At 30.9% G+C, this 21,966-nt stretch carries 27 protein-coding genes and 1 rRNA gene; 5 read left to right on the top strand and 23 right to left on the bottom strand.

Annotated features, from left to right (window positions below; all coding sequences use genetic code 11):
- From BM077_RS09720 to BM077_RS09710, 3 genes are all read right to left on the bottom strand, one after another.
- Positions 1-77, bottom strand: a 16S ribosomal RNA gene (locus tag BM077_RS09720); the annotation flags it as partial.
- A gap of 694 nt (positions 78-771) precedes the next feature.
- Positions 772-1,422, bottom strand: coding sequence for a uracil-DNA glycosylase (locus BM077_RS09715; protein ID WP_089749689.1), 651 nt, complete (start codon positions 1,420-1,422; stop codon positions 772-774).
- 193 nt (positions 1,423-1,615) lie between these two features.
- Positions 1,616-2,134, bottom strand: a complete 519-nt coding sequence (locus BM077_RS09710) for a hypothetical protein (protein WP_090003516.1) — start codon at positions 2,132-2,134, stop codon at positions 1,616-1,618.
- 198 nt (positions 2,135-2,332) lie between these two features.
- Here BM077_RS09710 and BM077_RS09705 point away from each other — a divergent pair, with 198 nt between their 5' ends.
- Both BM077_RS09705 and BM077_RS09700 read left to right on the top strand, forming a co-directional pair.
- On the top strand, positions 2,333-3,460 hold the full coding sequence (locus BM077_RS09705) for a flagellar hook-length control protein FliK (protein WP_089749693.1): 1,128 nt from the start codon (positions 2,333-2,335) through the stop codon (positions 3,458-3,460).
- A gap of 14 nt (positions 3,461-3,474) precedes the next feature.
- Complete coding sequence (locus tag BM077_RS09700) at positions 3,475-3,768, top strand: EscU/YscU/HrcU family type III secretion system export apparatus switch protein (RefSeq protein WP_089749696.1); 294 nt, start codon at positions 3,475-3,477, stop codon at positions 3,766-3,768.
- Between the two features lies 1 nt (position 3,769).
- Here BM077_RS09700 and BM077_RS09695 read toward each other — a convergent pair whose 3' ends face one another.
- From BM077_RS09695 to BM077_RS09670, 6 genes are all read right to left on the bottom strand, one after another.
- Entirely contained in the window at positions 3,770-4,450 is a 681-nt protein-coding gene (locus BM077_RS09695) for a hypothetical protein (RefSeq protein ID WP_089749697.1), read from the bottom strand.
- 21 nt (positions 4,451-4,471) lie between these two features.
- The gene (gene nth, locus BM077_RS09690) at positions 4,472-5,086 is read right to left on the bottom strand and encodes an endonuclease III (protein WP_320409901.1); all 615 of its coding nucleotides are present in this window, start codon (positions 5,084-5,086) and stop codon (positions 4,472-4,474) included.
- A 49-nt stretch (positions 5,087-5,135) separates the two neighbouring features.
- Positions 5,136-5,909: an alpha/beta hydrolase gene (locus tag BM077_RS09685; RefSeq protein ID WP_089749701.1), complete on the bottom strand. Its 774-nt coding sequence runs from the start codon at positions 5,907-5,909 to the stop codon at positions 5,136-5,138.
- 71 nt (positions 5,910-5,980) lie between these two features.
- Complete coding sequence (locus tag BM077_RS09680; RefSeq protein WP_089749702.1) at positions 5,981-6,574, bottom strand: thymidine kinase; 594 nt, start codon at positions 6,572-6,574, stop codon at positions 5,981-5,983.
- 200 nt (positions 6,575-6,774) lie between these two features.
- A complete protein-coding gene (locus BM077_RS09675) occupies positions 6,775-7,908 on the bottom strand; it encodes a GerAB/ArcD/ProY family transporter (RefSeq protein WP_176941685.1) in 1,134 nt (377 codons plus the stop codon).
- A gap of 29 nt (positions 7,909-7,937) precedes the next feature.
- Positions 7,938-8,399 carry a demethoxyubiquinone hydroxylase family protein gene (locus tag BM077_RS09670; RefSeq protein WP_089749706.1) on the bottom strand — a complete coding sequence of 154 codons (462 nt, stop codon included), beginning with the start codon at positions 8,397-8,399 and terminating at the stop codon, positions 7,938-7,940.
- A gap of 134 nt (positions 8,400-8,533) precedes the next feature.
- Between BM077_RS09670 and BM077_RS09665 the strand changes: the two genes are divergently transcribed.
- The 3 genes from BM077_RS09665 to BM077_RS09655 are packed head-to-tail and all read left to right on the top strand — an operon-like array spanning position 8,534 to position 11,402.
- A complete protein-coding gene (locus BM077_RS09665; RefSeq protein WP_089749709.1) occupies positions 8,534-9,844 on the top strand; it encodes an FAD-dependent oxidoreductase in 1,311 nt (436 codons plus the stop codon).
- On the top strand, positions 9,844-10,152 hold the full coding sequence (locus BM077_RS09660) for a ferredoxin family protein (RefSeq protein ID WP_089749711.1): 309 nt from the start codon (positions 9,844-9,846) through the stop codon (positions 10,150-10,152). The genes BM077_RS09665 and BM077_RS09660 overlap by 1 nt, the downstream gene beginning before the upstream one ends.
- Positions 10,152-11,402, top strand: a complete 1,251-nt coding sequence (locus tag BM077_RS09655) for an MFS transporter (RefSeq protein ID WP_089749713.1) — start codon at positions 10,152-10,154, stop codon at positions 11,400-11,402. Before BM077_RS09660 ends, BM077_RS09655 begins: the two co-directional genes overlap by 1 nt.
- Positions 11,403-11,584: 182 nt before the next feature.
- Here the strand turns inward: BM077_RS09655 and BM077_RS09650 are convergent, their stop codons facing one another.
- The 14 genes from BM077_RS09650 to BM077_RS09585 form a co-directional block, all read right to left on the bottom strand.
- Positions 11,585-12,043 (bottom strand): DUF441 family protein, encoded by a 459-nt coding sequence (locus BM077_RS09650; RefSeq protein WP_089749714.1) that lies wholly within the window; start codon positions 12,041-12,043, stop codon positions 11,585-11,587.
- Positions 12,044-12,070: 27 nt separating this feature from the next.
- Positions 12,071-12,778: a 2-phosphosulfolactate phosphatase gene (locus tag BM077_RS09645; RefSeq protein WP_089749716.1), complete on the bottom strand. Its 708-nt coding sequence runs from the start codon at positions 12,776-12,778 to the stop codon at positions 12,071-12,073.
- Positions 12,779-13,615 carry a phosphosulfolactate synthase gene (locus tag BM077_RS09640; protein ID WP_089749718.1) on the bottom strand — a complete coding sequence of 279 codons (837 nt, stop codon included), beginning with the start codon at positions 13,613-13,615 and terminating at the stop codon, positions 12,779-12,781.
- A 51-nt stretch (positions 13,616-13,666) separates the two neighbouring features.
- A complete protein-coding gene (locus BM077_RS09635) occupies positions 13,667-13,939 on the bottom strand; it encodes a YqhV family protein (RefSeq protein WP_089749719.1) in 273 nt (90 codons plus the stop codon).
- Positions 13,940-14,167: 228 nt separating this feature from the next.
- Positions 14,168-15,121, bottom strand: coding sequence for an ADP-ribosylglycohydrolase family protein (locus BM077_RS09630; RefSeq protein ID WP_176941686.1), 954 nt, complete (start codon positions 15,119-15,121; stop codon positions 14,168-14,170).
- A 24-nt stretch (positions 15,122-15,145) separates the two neighbouring features.
- Positions 15,146-16,210: a tRNA 2-selenouridine(34) synthase MnmH gene (mnmH, locus tag BM077_RS09625; protein ID WP_089749722.1), complete on the bottom strand. Its 1,065-nt coding sequence runs from the start codon at positions 16,208-16,210 to the stop codon at positions 15,146-15,148.
- 140 nt (positions 16,211-16,350) lie between these two features.
- Positions 16,351-17,091, bottom strand: coding sequence for an ABC transporter ATP-binding protein (locus tag BM077_RS09620; protein WP_089749724.1), 741 nt, complete (start codon positions 17,089-17,091; stop codon positions 16,351-16,353).
- Entirely contained in the window at positions 17,088-17,783 is a 696-nt protein-coding gene (locus BM077_RS09615; protein WP_089749726.1) for an ABC transporter permease, read from the bottom strand. Before BM077_RS09615 ends, BM077_RS09620 begins: the two co-directional genes overlap by 4 nt.
- A gap of 28 nt (positions 17,784-17,811) precedes the next feature.
- Positions 17,812-18,654 carry an ABC transporter substrate-binding protein gene (locus BM077_RS09610; protein WP_089749817.1) on the bottom strand — a complete coding sequence of 281 codons (843 nt, stop codon included), beginning with the start codon at positions 18,652-18,654 and terminating at the stop codon, positions 17,812-17,814.
- Positions 18,655-18,757: 103 nt separating this feature from the next.
- Complete coding sequence (locus BM077_RS09605; RefSeq protein ID WP_089749728.1) at positions 18,758-19,096, bottom strand: winged helix-turn-helix domain-containing protein; 339 nt, start codon at positions 19,094-19,096, stop codon at positions 18,758-18,760.
- 168 nt (positions 19,097-19,264) lie between these two features.
- The gene (locus BM077_RS09600; RefSeq protein ID WP_089749730.1) at positions 19,265-19,951 is read right to left on the bottom strand and encodes a hypothetical protein; all 687 of its coding nucleotides are present in this window, start codon (positions 19,949-19,951) and stop codon (positions 19,265-19,267) included.
- Positions 19,952-20,057: 106 nt separating this feature from the next.
- A complete protein-coding gene (locus BM077_RS09595) occupies positions 20,058-20,810 on the bottom strand; it encodes a winged helix-turn-helix domain-containing protein (protein ID WP_176941687.1) in 753 nt (250 codons plus the stop codon).
- Between the two features lie 140 nt (positions 20,811-20,950).
- Positions 20,951-21,469 carry a CDP-diacylglycerol--glycerol-3-phosphate 3-phosphatidyltransferase gene (gene pgsA, locus BM077_RS09590; protein WP_089749733.1) on the bottom strand — a complete coding sequence of 173 codons (519 nt, stop codon included), beginning with the start codon at positions 21,467-21,469 and terminating at the stop codon, positions 20,951-20,953.
- A gap of 94 nt (positions 21,470-21,563) precedes the next feature.
- Positions 21,564-21,845, bottom strand: coding sequence for an acylphosphatase (locus BM077_RS09585; RefSeq protein WP_089749736.1), 282 nt, complete (start codon positions 21,843-21,845; stop codon positions 21,564-21,566).
- Between the last annotated feature and the right edge of the window lie 121 nt (positions 21,846-21,966).

Raw genomic sequence — 21,966 nt, 5'->3', positions numbered from 1 at the left:
TAGCTTTCTCGCACAACTTGCATGTGTTAAGCACGCCGCCAGCGTTCGTCCTGAGCCAGGATCAAACTCTCCAAATAAAATATATGATTAATCTGCAAAGCAGATTTAATCGCGAGTTTAACTGACTCTTAAGATTACTCATTTGCATTGACGTTCATGTGTACAGACAATGTTTAGTTTTCAAAGACCAACTTTTTTGTTAATCAAAATCATCAATATATAAATGAAGATTTAATGATTTGACTTGTTAAAATGAACTTTAAATTTTGCTGTCACTTTTTCAGCGACATTTATCATTCTATCATGTCATCGAAAGCTTGTCAAGAAAAACTTAAAAATAATTTTGCTAGACAAGTTATAATCTGTCGCATTTCTTCAAGCGACAATTAACAGTGTAACAAAACTTTCGGAACTTGTCAAGAAAAAAATTCAAAATGTTTTTTCTCTCACTCACGCTAACAATTTATAATTAACAACAACTCTTGACAACTATCTTTAAATCTTTTGAATTTAAAATTGTCAATTGTCAATTGTCAATCGTCAACTGCTCAAGCGACAAGTAATAGTGTAACAAATATTTAGAAACGTGTCAAGAGAGAATTCAAAATGTTTTTTCTCTCGCTCACGCTAACAATTTATAATTGACAACAACTCTTGACAACTATCTTCAATCTTTTGATTTTAAAATTGTCAATAGTCAACTGTCAATTATTTAAGCGACATTAAATATTATAGCAAATCACTTCAAACTTGTCAAGAGAAAATTTAATATCACCACTCACCTTTTGATTTTAATTCAAGATAACGCTCATATGCTTTCTTTATTTTTAAAAAATCATGCCATGTAGGCTTTTTCCTACTTTCATTATGCAGTAATGCTGCTGGATGAAACGTAGGCAAAAAATAATAGCCTGATCTTTCTATCCATTTGCCTCGTAATCTTGTAATACTACCTTGTGGATTTATCAAACCTTTTAATGCTACTGACCCTAAAGGGACAATAATAGTTGGTTGAACTACTTTAATTTCTTGAGCTAAAAACCATAAACAACTTTTCATTTCCTTAATTTTAGGATTTCGATTATTAGGCGGTCTACATTTAACTACATTACTAATATAGACATCTGTCCTATTAATATCTGCAGCCTCTAATATTTTATTAAATAATTGTCCAGCTTTACCAACAAAGGGGATACCTTTTTCATCTTCAGTTTTACCAGGACCTTCTCCTACAAACATTAAACCTGCCTTAGGATTTCCAGCACCAAAGACTAATCGATTACATTTTTCATGCAGGCTACACCTTTTACAATTTGATGCAATTTTCTTGATCTCACTTAATTCACTAAATCTTCTTTTAGATGCATTCTTTTTATTAAATAATCCTAATTGCTTCTGTTTAGTTCCTTCATAAAATAACAACTGCAATCACTCCTAATATCTCGCTATTTAACCATCAGATAGTAGTATTCTATAAACTTTATTACTTTTCCTGTTTATCTTTCAAGCTAAAAAATAAAAGAAGAACATAATATCATGCTCTTCTTTTAAATAGTTAGTATATGTATTTATAATTTTTGCATTAATTTAATTAAATAAGCTCTATACAACCTTTTTAAAGATTAATATAGTTTAATTTGTTTTTTGAATATTGATTAGTCACTTCTTTATTCTTGTAACTCATTTTAATATCCTTAATACATCCACCCTTTTCTATGAGTTCTTCTAACTCTAAATAAATATTAGTAAATTCATTTCTTTCACTTAATATCCTTCTTCCGAAAACTTTTTCTCCAATCTCAGCTAAGAGTTGATAATTATCCACTTGTAATTCTTTTAACCTTTTACTTTTTAACGAAAGAGAATTTGTATAGAATTCTAGTTTTTGGTCCAAAATTTCATCCTCTAAATCAACATCTAATTTGGTTTGTAAATCACATATTTTATTTTCAAGCTGACTACAAATTTGTAAATTATTAATTACTGTAGTCATTAATTCTTTTAATTCTGTAGATAATTGATGATTATATTCTAAAATTATTACTGGATAATTATTAATAACTAACTTACCTAATAGAATTAACAAATTCTTCATTTCACAATCACTTATTCGGCAATCTCCTAATAAGAACATCCAGACATCAACTCCTGATTACTTCTTAGATTATATTTTACTTTAAATTCTTAAATAATACTTTCTTTCATATTACTTCGACAAAATACTAAAATATTCCTTTATAATTCCAACAAATAATATTTTTTATTAAAGGATTAATGATAATTAACCAAGAATTTTTAAAATATATGAAATTATAAGTTATGAGGTGATATCATGAAAATTCCAAATAATATCTTATTATCAAGTTTAGATTCTAAATCCCTAAAAAAATTACAAAAACTAATCAATAATGCACCCCATAAATTATATTCTAATTCTAGTACCCAAACTTCAAACTCTAAAACTATAAGTGATATTCTTCAAAAGCTAAATTTGCCAATAAATAAATTGAACCAAGAACTCATTCAAAAGTTCATCAAATATCAATTACCTCTCGATAAAGATCTATTATTATATATTAATTCTTTAACTAATAATGAACAGAAAAAATTAAATTCTATTATTCAGTCGATTGTTCTTTTGAAAAGAACAAATCTCAATATTTCTACTTCCAATATTAAATTATTAACAAACTTTCTAATAACTAAACCTAATATTGCTAATAATCTTCAAAATATAATGGAAGAAAAACAAATTTCGCAAAAAAGTTTGCATAAGTTAAATAGTTTTATCCTAAAGCCGAATAATAATAAATTTAGTACTCAAGAACTTAAGACTAAAATATCAAATCTGGGATTAGATCTAGAAAAAAACTTATTAAATAATAATTTTAAACCAAATTCGAAATTAAAAGGATTTCTGTATACTCTTAAAAGCAGTGACAACCCCTTATTAAACCACATCATTAATAAGGCTACATATAATTTAACCAGTCAAAAATTAATTATGCATCAAAATGAAAGTTATGACACTAATTTCCTTTATTTACAGTTACCTTTACAAATTAATGAAAATGATTTAACTACCGGACATTTAACTATTTATAATCAACGAAAAGAGAAAGATTCTAATCATAAAAATAATAGTTTGAAATTGGTGTTAAAACTAGAGACTGAAAATTTAGGACTAATAAATGTAGAACTAAACTTTAATAATCAAAAATTAATGATTAATATTAAGACTAAATCCGAAAAAGTACTAAATAGATTTAAAGAAGAAATTTCAACTTTAAAGAGCAAAATCATAGATTTAGGTTATAAAATAAAAACCATAAATTATTCAATATTGCCTGCTGAAGCTGAACCTAATTTAGATTTTGAAAATGATTTAGAAGAAAAAATTTTAAACACTAATTCACTTAACTTTAAAGATATATTGCATAATATTGACTTCACTATTTAAAGGAGGAAATTCTAATGAATGATTCAAAACCTAAAAATAAGAATAAAAATACAATAAAAGAAAGAGCTGTTGCTTTAAAGTATGATTCAGAAACTAATGAAGCACCACAAATAATAGCCAAAGGTGATCATGAAATTGCTAAAAAAATTATTACTAAAGCAAAAGAGAACGATATTCCCATCTATGAAGATAAAGATTTAATAGAAAATCTAATCCAACTAGACCTAGGTAAAGAAATACCTAACGAACTTTATCAAGTAGTAGCTGAAGTTCTTAGTTTTATCTACCAACTAAATGACAACTCGTGAATTATCTATTCTTTTTAAATTGACATTCTTCATTAGTACAATCTGAGCAAGGATCATAATCCTCAATATCTAGGTCCGGCCCCTGTCCTATAATAAACAAAAGTGATTTCTGTGGAACTAAAGCATAACTATTAGTAAGGTTAACATCTATCTTCTTACCATCTACTAAGTCAAATAAGTATTCTTGAGACTTTAGATCCCAATCACCTTCCCCAGGACTATAGTAACCACTGACTCCTAAATCCATTGCTAAACTACTACTCCGTACAATATGCCATACTTCTTTAGTCAATTTATCCAATAATCGATTGCCTACTAAATCTAAGATTGTAGCAGCCAAATAGTTGTTTTCAGCAAAATATTCATTAATTTGCTCTTCTATTTCATAACCTATACTAACTAGCCCTATAGTGGCTTGAGTAGCTCCTTTTAATTTACTAGCTAGATAAGAAGAATCTGACTGATAAGAATCATTAAATATAATTATTCCTTTATCATCATCTATTTCTATATTGTCTATTACACAATTAGTAGCTCTATACTCCGCTAATTCTTCGCCCTTAGCAATCATTTTATTAACAGATTCACGAATTTTAGTACTGACTTCATCTACTGACTGATAGCCATATAGCTCCAATACCTCAGCTTCAGTAACCTGTCCTTCTACAGAAAAATCATCCATCCCTTTTCTCCAACTCCTAACTTAAGTTTGTAAGTAATAGTCACATAGCTTTTGTAATGAACACTCTTCACAACGAGGCTTTCTAGCTTTACAGACTTCTCGCCCATGAAAGATAAACCAATGATGAGCAGCAGACCATAAATTCTTTGGAACCTTCTCCATTAAATCTTTTTCTGTCTTTTCTACCGTCTTACTACTAGCTATTCCTAATCGATTCGCTACTCTAAAGACGTGAGTGTCTACAGCTATCGCATTATGACCAAAAGCACAGCTTAGAACTACATTAGCAGTCTTTCTTCCTACTCCAGATAACCTCATTAATTCTTTGCGAGTTGTTGGGACTTGAGAATCATATTCTTCTACTAATTTATGACACGTATCAATTATATATTTAGCTTTATTACGATATAATCCAACCCCTTGAATCTTCTTTGCTAATTCTTCAATAGTCATATCGATAAAGTCTTTTGGCTCTCTATATCTTTCAAATAACTTAATTGTTACCTTATTTACCTGTTTATCAGTAGATTGAGCCGATAAAATAGTAGCAATTAAGAGTTGAAAAGGTGTCTCATAATTTAATTCAGTTTCTGGATTCGGATACTTATCTGCTAATATATCTAATATATCCTTAATCTCTGCTTTAGATTTAATTATTACTCACCTCACAATTTTCAATAATTCGCTATAAGTTTTCAATTAACCATTGCTGTGTCTTTTCCATAACTTCCTTTTCCCATTCATAACTATTATATGTATGGTCTGCCCCTACAACTATATGCTTTTGACATTTTTTAGTTATTACAGTATCATAATAACTTTCAATATTTTCTATAGGTACAACTTCATCTTCACTTCCATGTGCTAAAAAAACTAAATCTTTGTATTCTTTAATCTCTGTCAATGGATTTATCTGGTTAACTTCCATAACAAATTCTTTTCCTAACCTAAATCCTTCTAAGTCTATATATCCTTTTTCATTAATCTGTTCTAAAGAACCATCTTCTGGTCGTTGACTTAAAAATACTTTTTGAATATCTGCTACCGCTGACCATAAGACTAAAGCTTTAATTTGTTTTGACCTAGCTGCAGCACAAGAAGCAACTGCCCCTCCCAAACTTAAACCTAATAAACCTAACTGTGAAGAGTTTACTCTCTTTAATTGGCTTACAAAATTAATAGCAGTTAAAGTATCATCTATTTGACTAGAGATTGTAGTATCTACAAATCGTCCTAAACTTTCTCCACAACCACGGTAATCAAACCTAAAAACTAAAATCCCATTCTTAGCTAATCTTCTCGCCATTTTTACAAAAAGTCTATGTGGTCCGACCTTATCTCCTTTGAAACCATGACAAAAGATTACTGCTGGTTTGGGATAGCTAGTTTTACATTCTGGAATATGCAAAACACCAAACATCTCCTCGCCACTCTCACCAAACCGAACTGGTTTTTCCAATACTAATCACTCCTTTTGCAGTAAATTATATCACTTCCAAAGACTTAATTCAAAGATATTAATCTAAAAAATTATGCTTTAATTTGATGACAATTTCTACATCTAGCTTCATATTTCTCATCTGCTCCGACTACTATTACTGGGTCATTAATACTAGCCGGCTCCCCATTAATTAAACGTTGGTTCCGAGTAGCTGGATTCGAACATTTTACACAAACCGCATGTAACTTTGTAACATATTCTGCTCTTGCCATTAATTCAGGCATAGGACCAAACCCCCGTCCAGCGAAATCCATATCTAATCCAGCTACAATTACTCGATATCCTTGATTAGCTAAATCTTCTACTAATTCAATTAAGCCATTATCAAAAAATTGACCCTCATCAATTGCAATTACATCTGGCTTTTTGTCTAATTCTTTGATCTTCTCTTTAATCTTACCTGCGCGTTTTACAATTTTAGCTTCGATCTTATTTCCATTATGTGCTACAACTTCTGTTTCACTATATCGATCATCAATATCTGGTTTGAAGACAACAACCCTTTGCTTAGCAATAACTGCCCTTTCAATTCTTCTGATTAGTTCATTACTTTTACCAGCATACATCACTCCAGTAATCACTTCTATCCATCCCGAATTAACTGATCCATAATAACCGTGCAATAAAATCAACTCCCAAAATATTATATGTTATTTGTTAATCTATAGTTAAGCAAATTTTATAATTAAATTTCAAGCATATTTAACGCCAATTTTTTGAGCGTCAATAATTAATTATACAAGAGTCTTAATTACTTATGTGCGTTATATATTTGCCAATTCAATTATATAATAATAACCTTGCTTTTTAAAGTTTTTTATGATTATTGTTCTTTTTTGTTTGATTTTCTCCCATATTTATCTAAATTTCTTATTTTAAAGACTACAAATAAGATTAGTGGTAAAAAAATCAAGTAGAACTTTCCAATATAATTTATATAATACATTACTTTTAAAACTTCATCTATAGTTCCTGGCAACAAAGCTAGAAAGTAAGGCGGCACCATGCCAGGTAAGATTAAATGTTTAAATTCTCTGTAATTTAAAAAATGGGCTAAACCTAAGCCATTACCAACAAAAGTTAAGACTAACGTAGTAGTGAAAGATATTGTAGCCCAAATAGCAATAAAGAGGCTACCTACTCTTTCTACTACCGGAACTTCTATAGACCCTAAAATACTAATTATTGGCCAAGTCATATAACTTAATTCTACAGCTCCAACGGCTGCTATAGTCATGATTATAAAGAGAACAAAGATCACAATAACTGTTATAATGCCCATGATTACTGATGAATAAATATTATCTCTTTCTGATGATTTAATATAAGGATATAATAAATACATCATTCCTAAACCTAAAAATGCTGAAGCACCATAACCAATTAACGAACCTTGAGCAATCTTATAAATCCCACTACTAAAGAAGGGCAATAACTTGCCAAGGTCAAAATATGGTATAGAGATTATTAGAAATAAAGGCATAGCTAATGAAGCCAAAGCTGGAATTGTAATATATTCATTAAATCTAGCTATTGGTTCGACTCCATGTCTGATTAGATAAGTGGGCATTATTAAAGTCGAGAGTAATAATACTTCAATTGGAGTCTGAGGTATTAAAAATGGCTTAATAGCTGAACTAAATAGTCTAATATTAATTGAAGTTAAGAATAAAAAGTATAATAATAATCCTAAACTCAGTATTTTACCTATAAATTTACCTAAAATTATTTCACTATATTCGATAAAAGTCAAATTAGGGAATGCTGAATTTATTCTTATTAGTAAATACATATTTATAATGACTACGATACCACTAGTAATCGGTAAAATCCAACCATCTACCCCTGCTACACTAGTCATTAATCGCGGTATAATCAATGTATTAACACCGATTAAGATACTAATTACCATAATATATAATTGACGTGTAGAAATCCTATCATCTGGATTAATCATCATCTTCACCTACCCGACTAAACTATTGATTAATTCTTTCTTGACTGCTTTTGCTTGTTTAACTGACGCTTCTGTTCAATAAACCAACTACGATGTAGGTCTTCTTCAATTGAATTTTCTATTAAAACATTTAATAATTCTTTATCATCAACTCGTTCAATTAAATTTTGATAATCTCGAGTTGCTCGCGTCTCCAATAAAATATTAACCCTAAATAGATTAACTGTACCAAACATAGTCGTCAGTTCACTAAATGGTTTACCAAAAATTGGTCCAATGATCTCTCCAACTTTGCTAGGGTTTGTTCCTAATCTTTTAAGACTATTACTAATATTTTCAACATGTCGTTGCTCTATTGCCGCTAAATGCTTAAGAACTTCTTTAATATAATCATCATTACTTGCTCTAGCCTGCTCTTTATAGAGAGTAACTTGTTCTAATTCTAAAGTATAAAACCAATTCAAATAAGCAATTAATAACTTCTTATTCATTATTATCACCTCATAAAACTTGTCAATCTTATTTTAAACTCTTTTTAGAGATATCATACACAACTGAGAATAAAATATTAATAATCGTTAAAACTAAAGTTGTATTAAGTAACCTAATTGAAGGGGAGAAAAATATGGGAAATGATCGTTATAATGTAGTCATTGTTGGTGCAGGACCAGCTGGCTCAACAGCAGCACTTCTCTTAGCACAAAATAACCTATCAGTAGCCCTTATTGAAAGAGGAAAAAAGCCTGGAAGCAAAAATATGTTTGGTGGAAGCATTTATCGAAAGCCAACTGCTAAAATCATTCCTGGTTTTTGGAAAGAAGCTCCTCTTGAAAGAACGATAATCACTGATGAATTATGGTTAATGGATAGAACTTCTGCTGTTAAAGCAGGTTTTACCGGTTTAAAGTTTAATGAAGAGCCATATAACAAATTTTCAGCTATTAGAAGTAAGTTTGACCCTTGGTTCGCTAATCAAGCAGTAAAAGCTGGAGCAAAACTTATGACTGAAACTTTAGCAGTAGACTTAGTTTATGAAAAAATTGGCTTGCTTAAAAAGAAGGTTGATGGGGTAAAATTAGATAATGGAGAAGTTATCTATGCTGATGTAGTATTATTAGCTGAAGGAGCAAGTGCAAACCTAACTCAAAAGGCTGGATTAAGAGGAAGTATCGAAGCATCGAGTCTAACTCTCTATGTTAAAGAAGAACTAGCCCTCCCAGCTAAAAAGATTGAATCTCGTTTTAATCTAGAACCAGGTGAAGGAAGTAATATTGGTATGATTGGTTATCCAACTGCTAGTGTAGTGGGCAAAGGCGGTCTATGGACTAATCAAGACTCAATTTCAATAATCGTCGGTGGTTATTTAAATCAAATTAATAGTAAAGGAGTTAGTCCTTATCAACTACTTACACGATTTAAAGAACACCCGTTAATCAAAAGATTAATTAGCGATGCTAAACCTATTGCTTATAAGTCACATATCATTCCTAAAGGTGGTTATGAAAGTATCCCTACTCTTTATGATGATGGTATCCTAGTAGCTGGTGATGCAGCAATGATGGTTAGTGGAAGACGCGGAACTGATATAGCAATGTTGTCTGGGCTCTATGCTGCTGAAACTATAGCTCAAGCTAGAGCTGCCCAAGATTATACTGCTAAAGTGTTAAAAGGATATAAGAAAAGAATTATGGATAGTTTCTTTATGAAGAGTATTAAGAAGAGTAAAAATTCAAAACAATATTATAAAGAACATCCTGACGCTGATTTCTTATTAACAAAAGCTGCTAATGATGCTGCTTATCGCTTCTTTACAGTTGGTATTGAAGCATCTGAAACTAAGATGAAAAAGATTAAAGATGAAATCTTTGGTATGCAACCTACTAAAAAAACACTTACTGACCTTTACTATGGTATTCAAGATTGGGGGATCTTTTAATGTCTAACTTTTTAAAAGCTGAAGAATCTCCATTTGATTATATTAAGATTAAACCAGATGATGAGTCACATATTGATATTAAGAATAGAAAGACTTGTCTAAAAGCATGTGAAAATAAACCTTGCACTTACTACTGCCCTACACGTGTCTTTGCATGGGATGAAGAAAGTAATCAAATTAAAGTTTCATATACTAGATGTATTGAATGTTTAGCTTGTCCTTATGGATGCCCTCATAATAATATTGAGTGGCACTTTCCAAAAGGTGGATACGGAGTTAATTATAGTGATCAGGAGGATTTAAGTTAATGGACAACAAATATAAAAAAATGCTAGCAGCATTTGCATCTGTTCCGTTTTTAATGGTTTTAGGTAACTCTATGTTAATTCCCGAATTCCCCAAAATTAAATCTGCTTTAAATATAAATCAATTTCAAGTTGGACTCTTAATTACGCTCTTTTCTGCTTCAGCTGGAATAGCGATTCCTTTCTTAGGCTATCTATCTGACCGAATCGGCCGTAAAAAGATAGTTATACCATCTTTGATTCTTTATGGTTTTGGAGGATTAATTGCTGGTTTAGCAGCAATATTTTTAGGTGAAAAAGCTTATAAAGTCATCTTAGTTAGTCGAGTAATTCAAGGAATTGGTGGAGCAGGCACAGCCCCAATTATTATGGCTTTAGTCGGTGATATCTTCACTTCTAATCAACGAAGTGAAGCCCTAGGAATTATTGAATCAGCCAATGGATTAGGCAAGATTTTAAGTCCTATTTTAGGTGCAGCTATTGCTTTAATCTCTTGGTATGCTCTCTTCTTTTCTTATGCTTTTTTAGCTATTCCGATTACTGCTGCTATCTGGTTCTTGGCTGAAGAACCTGAAGATAATATTAAACAACAGTCTATTAATGAATATTTGGGTAATATTAAAGAGATCTTTAAAAAAAGAGGTGTCTCTTTATTATTCAGTCTATTAGGTGGGATGGTCGTTCTCTTCTTGCTCTTTGGAGTACTATCTTATCTATCTGATATTCTAGAAACGAGATATAATGTTAAAGGTTTAATTAAAGGTTTAGTAATTGCAATTCCTATCTCCTTTATGTCTACTACATCGTATTTTACAGGGGTTTATCTAAAGAACAAAGGCAAATATTTTAAACATGCTCTTGCTTTAGGATTAACTATTAATGCTATTATCTTGACTTTATTGCCTTTTATTCGTAATCTTTATCTATATATTAGTATACTTTCTCTTCTTGGAGTTGGTAGTGGCTTAATCTTACCATCAGTTAATACATTAGTCACTAGTTCTGCCCCTAGTGAAGAGCGAGGAGGAATTACATCGTTATATGGAAGTGTTAGGTTTATCGGTGTTGCCTTTGGTCCTCCTACTTTTAGTCTATTAAATAGAATAAGCGAAAGAGTTATGTTCTTTGGAGGAGCAGGAATTGGAATAATAAGTGCTGGGTTAATCTTTACTTTCTTGGATGAAAAAAAGATAATCTCAGCTGAAGATAATGGCCAAGGTTCAAATAGCGAAGGCTCTAAATCAACAAGATAATCAGCAATCTAATAATGATTCATCATAGAATCAATTTTCGTCCCTTTTATTTTTATTATTGAAGAAATAACCATAATTATCTTTATCTTTTTGTGAATGTTTAATTGGATGCTTAATTATAAGCCAGATTAAGATTCCAACTATCAAAAACCAAAAACTAATAATCAAGCCTAACCGCCCCTTTAACTAATAATAATCTGTACTATTCTCAAAAAGAATGCAGTAATGCCACCGGCCATCAATGGACCTACCGGTATACCGTCTAAAAATATAATTCCAATTAAAGACCCAATAACCATTCCTACAATTAATTGGGGCTGATTTTCTAATAAATTAAGCCCCATTCCATTTAATTTAGTAGCTAATAAACCACCTGTTAAAGCTAAAAGGCCTAATGGAGACTTAAAAATATTTACCAAGTCTGTTAAAGCTTTTACATCAGTAACTAAAGGCGCTAGGACTGCCAGGATCAAGAATAACAGCCCTAAATCTAACCCTTGCTTCTCTAAAATAGGAAAGACCAATTTAAGTTTTAAAACTTTTAACAAAAATAGGATAACTGCTGCTAATGAAAGTATATTAGATTTAGCTAAGATACCTAAAAAAAAGATAATAAAGATTAATATATAGCCATTTCCCAACCTCTACACCTCTTTAAAATTTACTTTTTAAATAATTATTCTACCTTTTTTATAAATAGGAACTAAATCAAACAGATTCTCTTTTAGTGCATAATTGACGTCTCCTTCTTTACCTAAAGAGATTAACCGGCTTCCATTTCTACTTTGGCTTAGTACCTTAATCAAATCATCTTTATTCATTAGATAACTCTGATAAGCAGCTAAGCTTCCATCTGTTAATTCTAAATCTATATCTAATTCTTTTAATTTATGCACTAAACCTCCGGCGGTCATAAAGTCTTCTAAAGAAAAATCTCCCCGCATACCAGCACAACATATTATTATTTCGTCTTCTTTAAGCACTCTTTTAGCTGCAGCCATTAAGTTTATGAATGCTGCTATATATACCTTCTTAGCTCCTATCAAATTTAATAAAAGCTTGGTTCCATTAGTAGTAGTTAAGACTATCTTCTTATCTTTGATTATCTCTTTATTATAGCTTAAAGGAGAATTACCTAAATCTAATTGAGAGATCTTTTTACCATTGCGTTCCCCAGCTAAAATTATATCTTGACTTAACCTACGATAATTTAATGCCTTCGCACTATTCTCAACTGGAATTACTTCTTTAGCACCATTAGCCAGGGCAGTTATGATTGTAGTAGTTGCTCTAAAAGTATCTATTGCAATTATTAATTTATCTTTTATTCTTTCTTTCACTATTTGATTTGCATTTAATACTACATCTACCTTCATTTATTTTGATTCCACCCCTATCCTCTTATCTTCTTGTAAAAGTGCTGTCTTAAATGTATCTCCTCTAACACCTACTCGTAATGATTCCAAAGCTAAAATTTCATCTGGAGATATATTTCCTAAGTTAACATTTGGCCCTAATGTATTGATGAACATCACTTGTTGCTTCTTAAGTGGAGCCTCCCAAATAATATCACCCTGGTCATAGGCCCCTAACAATAATTGCTCCATTTTAAATTCATCAATATCACCTTCTTCGTCATAAATTGAAATTCCTTTTCCTGATTCTCTAGCTTCGATTATAACTTTATAAGCTCCATCATCTATATCTTGCTTTAATTTTTTAACTATCTTCGATAATCTAAATTTCTTATTCTTATCTTTCTTACCTACTTCACTTAAAACTTTAAAATCATATTCAGCAGCTTGCCTAATGATTGCTGAACGCAAATTAGAAGTTAACTCTATCGTTCCATCTGAAACTTCGACAGCTGTAAATCCTAACTCTTTAGCTCTAGTTAGATATTGTTCTAACTTTCCTTGAGTAACTGCTATCTCTAAATATGTCCCGCCTGGATAAATATCTATACCATATGAGGTTACTAATTCTATCTTCTTCTGCAAAATTTCTGGTTGATAAAGAGCTGAAGTCCCAAAACTTAATTTATGAAAATCAATATAATCAGCTGCTAATTCTAATAGATCTTCAGTCTGACGTAATCCTAACCCCTTATCCAACATCATAGTTAATCCAATGTCACGAGGTTTTAATTTGCGTCCTTGTAATGGGAAGTTAATATCTACTTCCCAGCCATTTTGTAGGTCTTTTGTCTCCATTACTAATCACTCCTTATCTCAAAATTTTATTTAATTCTTTTTTAATACAATTCAAATCTTAATCCCCAATAAAATGAGAGCTACACCAGAGCCAATAATTATAAAGTTTAAGATTGAAATTTTATCAGCAATCCCGATTAATCCTAATGTTGTTACTAATACTAAGACAGTAGGTCCTACTATAGCTAATACTGAGTTTAACTGCATAGCTCTTTCTACTGAATTAAACTTTAACATCAATAATGCAGCTGTAAACTCAATCACTCCGGAAATTATCCTTAATAATGCCATACTAGAAACTATCTTGTTCTTAATAAAGATCATTAATTAATCCTCCATAACCTAAAAAAGATTTATTCACTATAAGTAAGTCTCGATGCTCTAAGCATATATTTTAATGCCTATTGGACCTATTATATTATACGAAATAGAAATAAAAAAAAGAACTCATCAATGAGTTCTTTTAATAAAAATATAACTAAGGATTTTGTATAATTAATTATGCCTGAAATTTAATTGTGGAATTCACTTAATTATGAAATTCATTTATAATTATTTTAATTCAAACAATTTTTCACCTAATTCAATAACGTAATCCAACCCTTTCTCCTTATTCTCTAAAGATTTGAGCCACTTTTGTGGAATAGCATTTAAACCATGATACGCTCCGGCTATTGCTCCGGTCATTGCACCTAATGTATCTGTATCCCCACCTAAAGTTATGGCATACATAACTGCCTCGCTAAAACTATTAACATTAGCCAAAAAGGAATAGATAGCAGTTGGTACAGAGCTAAATACTCTAGTATCATTACCTAATTTTCTTGCTACCTCTTCTGGCTTTGGTTTATTAGCTAAAAGTTCTTTGGTTATTTTTAGCTTATGACTAAACTCGGTATCTTCTATCTCTAAAGTATTCGCCAAAAATTTTAAGCAATCCCCTTGTGATAAATTTTGCCTAGGATCTTGATTAATAACATAGCCGACAACTAAAGCCTGTAAGGCGGCTCCAAGTTTCCCTAAAGGATGAGCATGGGTAATTAAGCTTGATTTTTTAGCTTTTGCTTTTAATTCCTCGTATTTATCATAATAATAGAGACCAATAGGAGCTACCCGCATAGCTGAACCATTCCCAAATGATCCATTACCAAAGATATGCTTACCTGCTTCTTGCCATGAGGTACCTGCTTTAATATTATTTAAAGCTTGAATAGTTCCACCACCATAACCGCGATCTAAATTAAAGTTATCGATAAACCTATTTGCCATATCTTCTCCATCAAACCCACCAACACTAGCCAAAGATTCTGCTACACCGATCATCATTTCTGTATCATCAGTATAAGTTCCAGAACCTAACCTTGCTTCTAACATGTGATCAATCTGCCCATAATCAGCTTTAATACGTTCTAAGCTATAACCTTCCACCGCCATACCTAAAGCATCACCGACAAAAGTACCAACTAATGCGCCAATAAACTTTTCTTTTAGCAATTTTTTTTGCAAAATTATCTGCTCCCTTCTCATATTCTAAAGAGCAAAATCATCGATATATTCAATTATTTCTACAGTTATCTCTTGTAATTCATCTGATTTAATCGTCAGAGAAAAATCTCCCCATTGCTCCTGCGAGTATTTATACATTGGATCATAGTATTCGGTTAAGAGAATTCTAATTACCTCTTTTAACTGCTCTTCTTTAGCATAATTAACTAACTCTTTATATCCATTTTTCCCGATTCTCTTTATTATATATTTTTTAATAGAATCTAAAGATTCTAATATTTTATTTATAAATTCTTGAGGTTGACTATTATAACTTGCTACATACTCATTATGAAGTCGATTAACTCTTCTTTCTAATGAACTCCTAACTAATATATGCTCTCCCACATCCATTGCTTCTAATAGGAAATCTGGTAGCACTGACATTCCAACTCGTTTACTTTCAGCCTCAATCGCAATTAATTCTTCATTCTTTAATTCATCTAATTTTTCCCACAACAATGAATCAAAATATTTCTGATTAGTTGGTTCTCCTAAACCAATATCACCAAATGCTGAACCACGATGATTAGCTAGTCCCTCTAAGTCAATGACTGGTACTCCTTCTTTCTTTAATTCTTTAAGTATATCTGTCTTACCAACTCCAGTATAGCCATGAATAACCAATAGTTTACTCTTAAAATTATAGTTTTCTAACTGATTTAAAATATAATGACGATAATTCTTATAGCCACCTTCTAATTTATATAACTTCATTCCTAGTAATTCGCTAACTACACCGACACTTTCGCTCCTAAGTCCTCCTCTAGCACAAAAAAGAACTACATATTTATATTCTTTAGCTAATTTTTTAATCTGCTTTACTAATTTAGGCAATTTAGGAGCTATTAACTCTACTCCTAACATCTTAGCTGCTGCTGGACTCTGCTGAGTATATACTTTTCCAATTTGAGATCTTTCTTGATTATTATAAGCCGGAATATTGACTGCTCCTGGGATTGTAGACTCTTCAAACTCCCCCGGCGATCTAACATCAACATAGACTACAGATTCTTTATTTAAAGTCTCTTGATAGGTTATTAGTTCCATAATATTATGCTCCTATACTATATTTATTTCTTCTTTCTTTCAGTCTTTCGTTAAAAATTATATAATTCCTTCTTTTAAATAACCCTTTTGTGCTTTAATCATAAATATATTATTTAATAACCTACCCAATAATAGTTTTATTATGCAAAGACTAACTTTTGACCAATAATATTATTCCCCTCTAGTTCCCCTTCATTCAACACCTGTTCTTTGTGCTCATTAATAACTATCTTTCCTTGCTTTAAAATAGTTATATATTCTGCTAATTTCTCAATTTGATATAAATCATGAGTTATTAATAGAATTGTTACTCCTTTTGCTACTAATTTAGTAAAAAGTTCATTAAAAAATTGATTACTTTTATAATCAAGATTAGTAGTAGGTTCATCTATAAAAAGAATTTCTGGTTCAGTAATCAGTGCTCTAGCAATAGAAACTTTTTGTTTTTCTCCTCCGGATAATTGCTTGCTGTTTTTATCTAATAAATGGCTAATCTTTAATTCTTTTGCTAATTCTGCAACCTTGTTCTTAATGCAATTTTTAGACTTTTTTCTTAATTTTAGTGGTAAACCAATATTATCAGCTACTGATTTATTGTACAGATAAGGCTCTTGCCAGATAACAGAGAATTTTCTTCTCAAATTTAATAGTTCCGATTCTTGCTTATTAATCTCTTTGCCGCAATAACTTAATTGTCCATTATAATCTTTATCTACTAGACTTAAAATCCTTAATAAAGTTGTCTTCCCACTACCATTAGCACCTAAAAGAAAATTAAAAGCATTTTGATAAAGGTTAAATTGTTCAATATCTAATACTTTCTCTTGACCATAATATTTGGTTACATTTTCTGCTTTTAAAATTATTTCTTTCTTTTTCATTCTTTATCACCTGTCTGTAAATAATAAATTAAAAAGTTAACTATGAATGAAATCGATAATAAGATTAACCCTAAGGCTATCCCAAAGCTAAAGCGACCTTTATTAGTTTCTAAAGCAATTGCTGTAGTAATCGTTCTCGTTACTCGTCTAATATTACCACCTAACATCATGGAAACTCCTACTTCACCTATAACTCTCCCATAACCAGCAACAACTGCTCCCATAATTCCATACCTTGCTTCAGAGATGAGCAACCGGAACCTCTGAGTTCCGGTTGCTCCTAAAGATATGGCTGTGTCATATATTCTATCATCTATTTCATGAATAGCATTTCTTACTAAAGCTACTATAATCGGTAGGATTAAGATAACCTGTCCTAAAATAATCCCTTTCCCAGTAAATAAAAGCTCCAGTTGCCCTAAAGGCCCCCGGTATGAAATTAAAGAATATACAGCTAAACCAACTACTACTGTTGGTAGACTTAATAAAGTATTCAATATAGTGTCAAATAAATACTTACCTTTGAAGTCTATCTTGCTAACTGCTATTCCACCTGGTATCCCAATAATAGAAGCTAATAAAGTAGAAATAGTTGATAATTTAACTGAAGTCCATACTATCTCTACCACTTCTGGATCTAACTGAATTATTAGCGCTATTGCTTGTTTAATTCCTCCCCATATATATCCCATATCTTTTCTCCTCCTAAATTACTCTAAACTACTCTAAATTACCTGGTTTAATAGCTAACGGTTTAAATAATTTTTTACCGTATTTAGTATAATCATTTATAATACCCTGTCCTTGCTGAGAAGTAATATAACCTACTAAGGACATAGCTAACTGGTAATTAACATGTGAATAAAGTGCTGGGTTAACTGGAATAATTCCATAAGGGTTATATAATAATGGATCTCCTTCTGTTACTATTGCCAAATCAATCTTTCCTTTATAAGCTAAATATGTTCCTCTGTCTGCTAAAATATAAGCTTGCTTTTCATTAGCGACATTTATACTCGCTCCCATTCCTTGACCAGTTTCAAGATACCAACTATCATCTGGTTTAATTCCTGCTTTCTTCCAGATAGACAATTCTTTCTTATTTGTACCAGAGTCATCACCTCGTGAAACAAATTCACTATTGCTTTCTGCTATCTTTTGAAAAGCCTTAGTCACATCTTGCATCCCTTTAATCCCCGCTGGATCAGACTTAGGTCCTAAAATAATGAAATCATTATACATTACACTACGCCGATTAACACCATATCCTTCATTAACAAACTTATCTTCTGCTTTTCGAGCATGAACCAATATAACATCTGCATCACCATTCTCAGCTAATCTAATTGCCTTACCTGTACCTACAGATACTACATCTACTCTAACCCCGAACTTTTCTTCAAAAGGTGGCAACAATTCGTTTAATAAGCCTGAATTTTCAGTACTCGTTGTTGTTGCCAAGATTAATCTGTCACCACTTTTAGCCTCTACTACTACAAAAGAAAAACTACTAACTAATACAGTTAAAACTAATACCAATATTAACTTCTTCTTATTATTCATAAAATTCATTATTTTAACCTCCTATTTTTCGCAATGTCTTATTAGACATAACGACATTAAATTAAATAATATAAATTGGGACTTAGTATCAAAACATAAAAAATTAAAGTTCCCCTGTGAAATTTTCATCAAATATTTCCTTAGCATGTTTGTTAACTAAATTCTCATAGTCTTTATATCTTTCTATGATTCCTTTAGCTTTAGAAGTTAATTGGGTCCCCCCTCCGCTACTTCCACCAACCTTTGTCTCTACTAATTTAATACCTAATCTTTCTTCACTAGCTTTAATCTTCCCCCAAGCTGCTCGATAAGACATATTTAAATCTTGAGCTGCCTTATTGATTGAGCCTAAACGATCAATACTCTCTAATAGACATAGTCGTCCCGCTCCAAAGACTACTTCACCATCTACCTCTAGCCACATCTTTATCTTAGGCTCCAAACTATTTTATCACCTCCTAGTAACAGAAACGTTATGTCTTCTATGACATAGTTTCCATTAACTATATTTCAAGACATAAAAGGAAATTCCTGCTTAATAATGAATTTTTTCGCTTAGTTTTATCCCATATTAAAAGTCTAGTCATTAATGACTAGACTTTTAATTAACTTAAACTATTGATTTTTTAATTTCTGCTAACTTATCCCTAGCTTTAATTAAATTATTATCATATTCTAAAGCTCGTTCATATTCGTTCTTAGCTTTTTGTAATATATTCCATTCAGTATCTACTTGATTCCCTTTTATATGTAGAGATTCATTTAATTCTCCTCGAACAAAATGATAAATAGCATTTAAACGGCGGGCTAAATACTTATCTTCCCTTAAATCTTTATTTAAATTATTATTAAATATAATAGCAACTTGCATCAATGCCTTCTGAATTTCAGAAACATCATTATTATTAATCTCAGATAGATTCTGAATTTGATCAGAAATATTATGTAGTTTCTTATAAACTTTATTGAATAGCTCCCATGAATAATCTGGATTTAACTGAAAACGTTCTTTCACCTTTATGTAAATCTCATTTTCAGCTGCAAGATAAATAAACTCTAAAATATCATCACCTTCAGCAATAATTTCATAAGCCTGATCAAAATCCTGCCCTTCTTTTTCTACCTTTAATAAATTAATGATGCGTTCTAGTGTAGAATGTAGCGATTTCATCTTTAACCTGATTTGTTGGTCTTCAGGCAATAGATCAATTAAAAGATTTTTAGTAAAATTAAGCTTGTTCAAATAATCACATCGCAAGCTTTCCTTACTTAAATCTAAAGCATTTTTACAGCCCACGCTTTTTCCTCCTCAAATTTAATATTCTACTAAAAATTGCTATTCTCTTCTGCTAGCTATTACTATTCTACACTAAATTAAAGACTCCTGCTTTTTCAACATAAAATTATAAATTAAGAGTAAACATCCCTGGCAATCTTTCTTTAAAACGGCGGTCATCACTTATAATTTCTGATATAGGTGGTAATGGTAATATTCTAAAGTCATTATTATCTTCATTATCTAAAGTTTTAATTAGTATCTGTTCTAATATCCTCGCACTACTCATAATTCCTCGTTGTTCTTTTAAAACTTGAAATGCTAACTCACGTACTTTCTTATCGAAATTATCTCTTCTATCTTTTAATTCTGATACTACTTCATCCCACTTATATATTTTATATTCTAAATTATCAATATCTAAAATCTCAATTACTAGTTTGTCATTAGGTTCTATCTCTTCTATCTCATAAAGGTCTTCTACCATAAAAGTCTGTGTGTTTTTACGAATGATTTTGTGTTCACGATTTTGTATCTTAAACTTTGCTTCGCTCTTTTTAATATAACCAGGAAAATAGATTTCATGATCATAGTCTACTCGTAAAACACCCCTCTCATACTCCAAAGGACTTAAAACGTAAATAAAACTCAATCCATTTAATAACCATTCTGTCAATCCCCAATAACCATCACCCATCCTAATAAACGGTTCTTGTGCATAAATGCAAGACTGAACCGAACCAGAATTCTTAACCTGCTTCACATTACTAATTTCATCAAATATTTCTTTATAATGTAAAGGATTTTGGTTCTGTTTAAGAATAGTATAAGCCATGTCCGAAATCGTCATTACTTCTGTTAAATCATATGCCTCAGACATCATTGCACCTCCAACATATTTAAAAGTTATTGTCTACATATTTACTTCTCGCTTAAGAAGTAAATCACCTTCATTATTTTGTTTTAAATAGAATTTTTTAGAAATAACAAGCATAAAAAAATGGATAGAAGTAAAATAATCTACCCATTTGAAAAATTATTATATGCTTTTATGCAGTAATCGACTCCAGAAATCACTGTAAACGGTATAGCTAATACAGTAGCATACTGGAATAATCGCCATTTAATTATATAAGCAAAAGCCGTAACGTAAAGAAAAAAAGTAGCGTATTTACCAAACTTACTAGGACTAATTATGTCTGCTTTGTTTAAATAAACTAAAATAGCACCAAACAAGATAATAAATTCCCTAGTAATTACTACAATTAAAATCCAAATTGGAATTAATTGATTAACAGCCAAGGCAATAAAAACCGCAATCATTGTTAATTTATCAGCTAAAGGGTCCAGCAATCTCCCTAATTCAGAAACTTGATTATAAGTCCTAGCTATGTAACCATCAAAAAGATCAGTTAATCCCGATAAGAAAAATATAATTCCGGCAATCAATAGATGATACTTAAACTGCACAAAAAAAGCAAATAAAAATATAGGGATAAATAAAATTCTGCTGAAGGTTAAGCGGTTAGCTATATTCATTTGTAATTCCTCCTACTTCTACTCCCCTAACCAATTTATATTTATTCTATTTAGAAATTATACTTTATGAAAATATTTCCTATTTATAGGAAGGTTAGTATTTAATTGCAAAACGAATATAGTCACCAGTATAATCAATCCATTCTAAATTGACATCTTCAATCTCTGCTCGTGCTGGACCATCTTCTAAATATTCTACTAATTCTTCTAACGAACCCTTCTCTCCTTCAGCAACTACCTCAACTTCATTTCCACCTAGATTTCTAATATAACCTGTAATTCCTAACTGGGTCGCTTTTTGATGAGTAAAAGTTCGATACCCAACTCCTTGTACTCTTCCTTCAATTGTAACTCTAACAGCACTTTCCTCTGACATATTTAACTACCACCTTTCTAATAATCAACAATACTTACAAAATTAACGCACCTAGAATTATTATTCCCATTAAGCACAATATTAATTACTATAATTAATATTAACTTTGCTTCCTTTAGTT

The organism is Candidatus Frackibacter sp. WG13, assembly GCF_900114655.1.
Lineage (GTDB): Bacteria > Bacillota > Halanaerobiia > Halobacteroidales > Acetohalobiaceae > Frackibacter.
The sequence above is the reverse complement of the archived record's forward strand: the minus strand, read 5'-3'. Positions and strand labels throughout refer to the sequence as shown.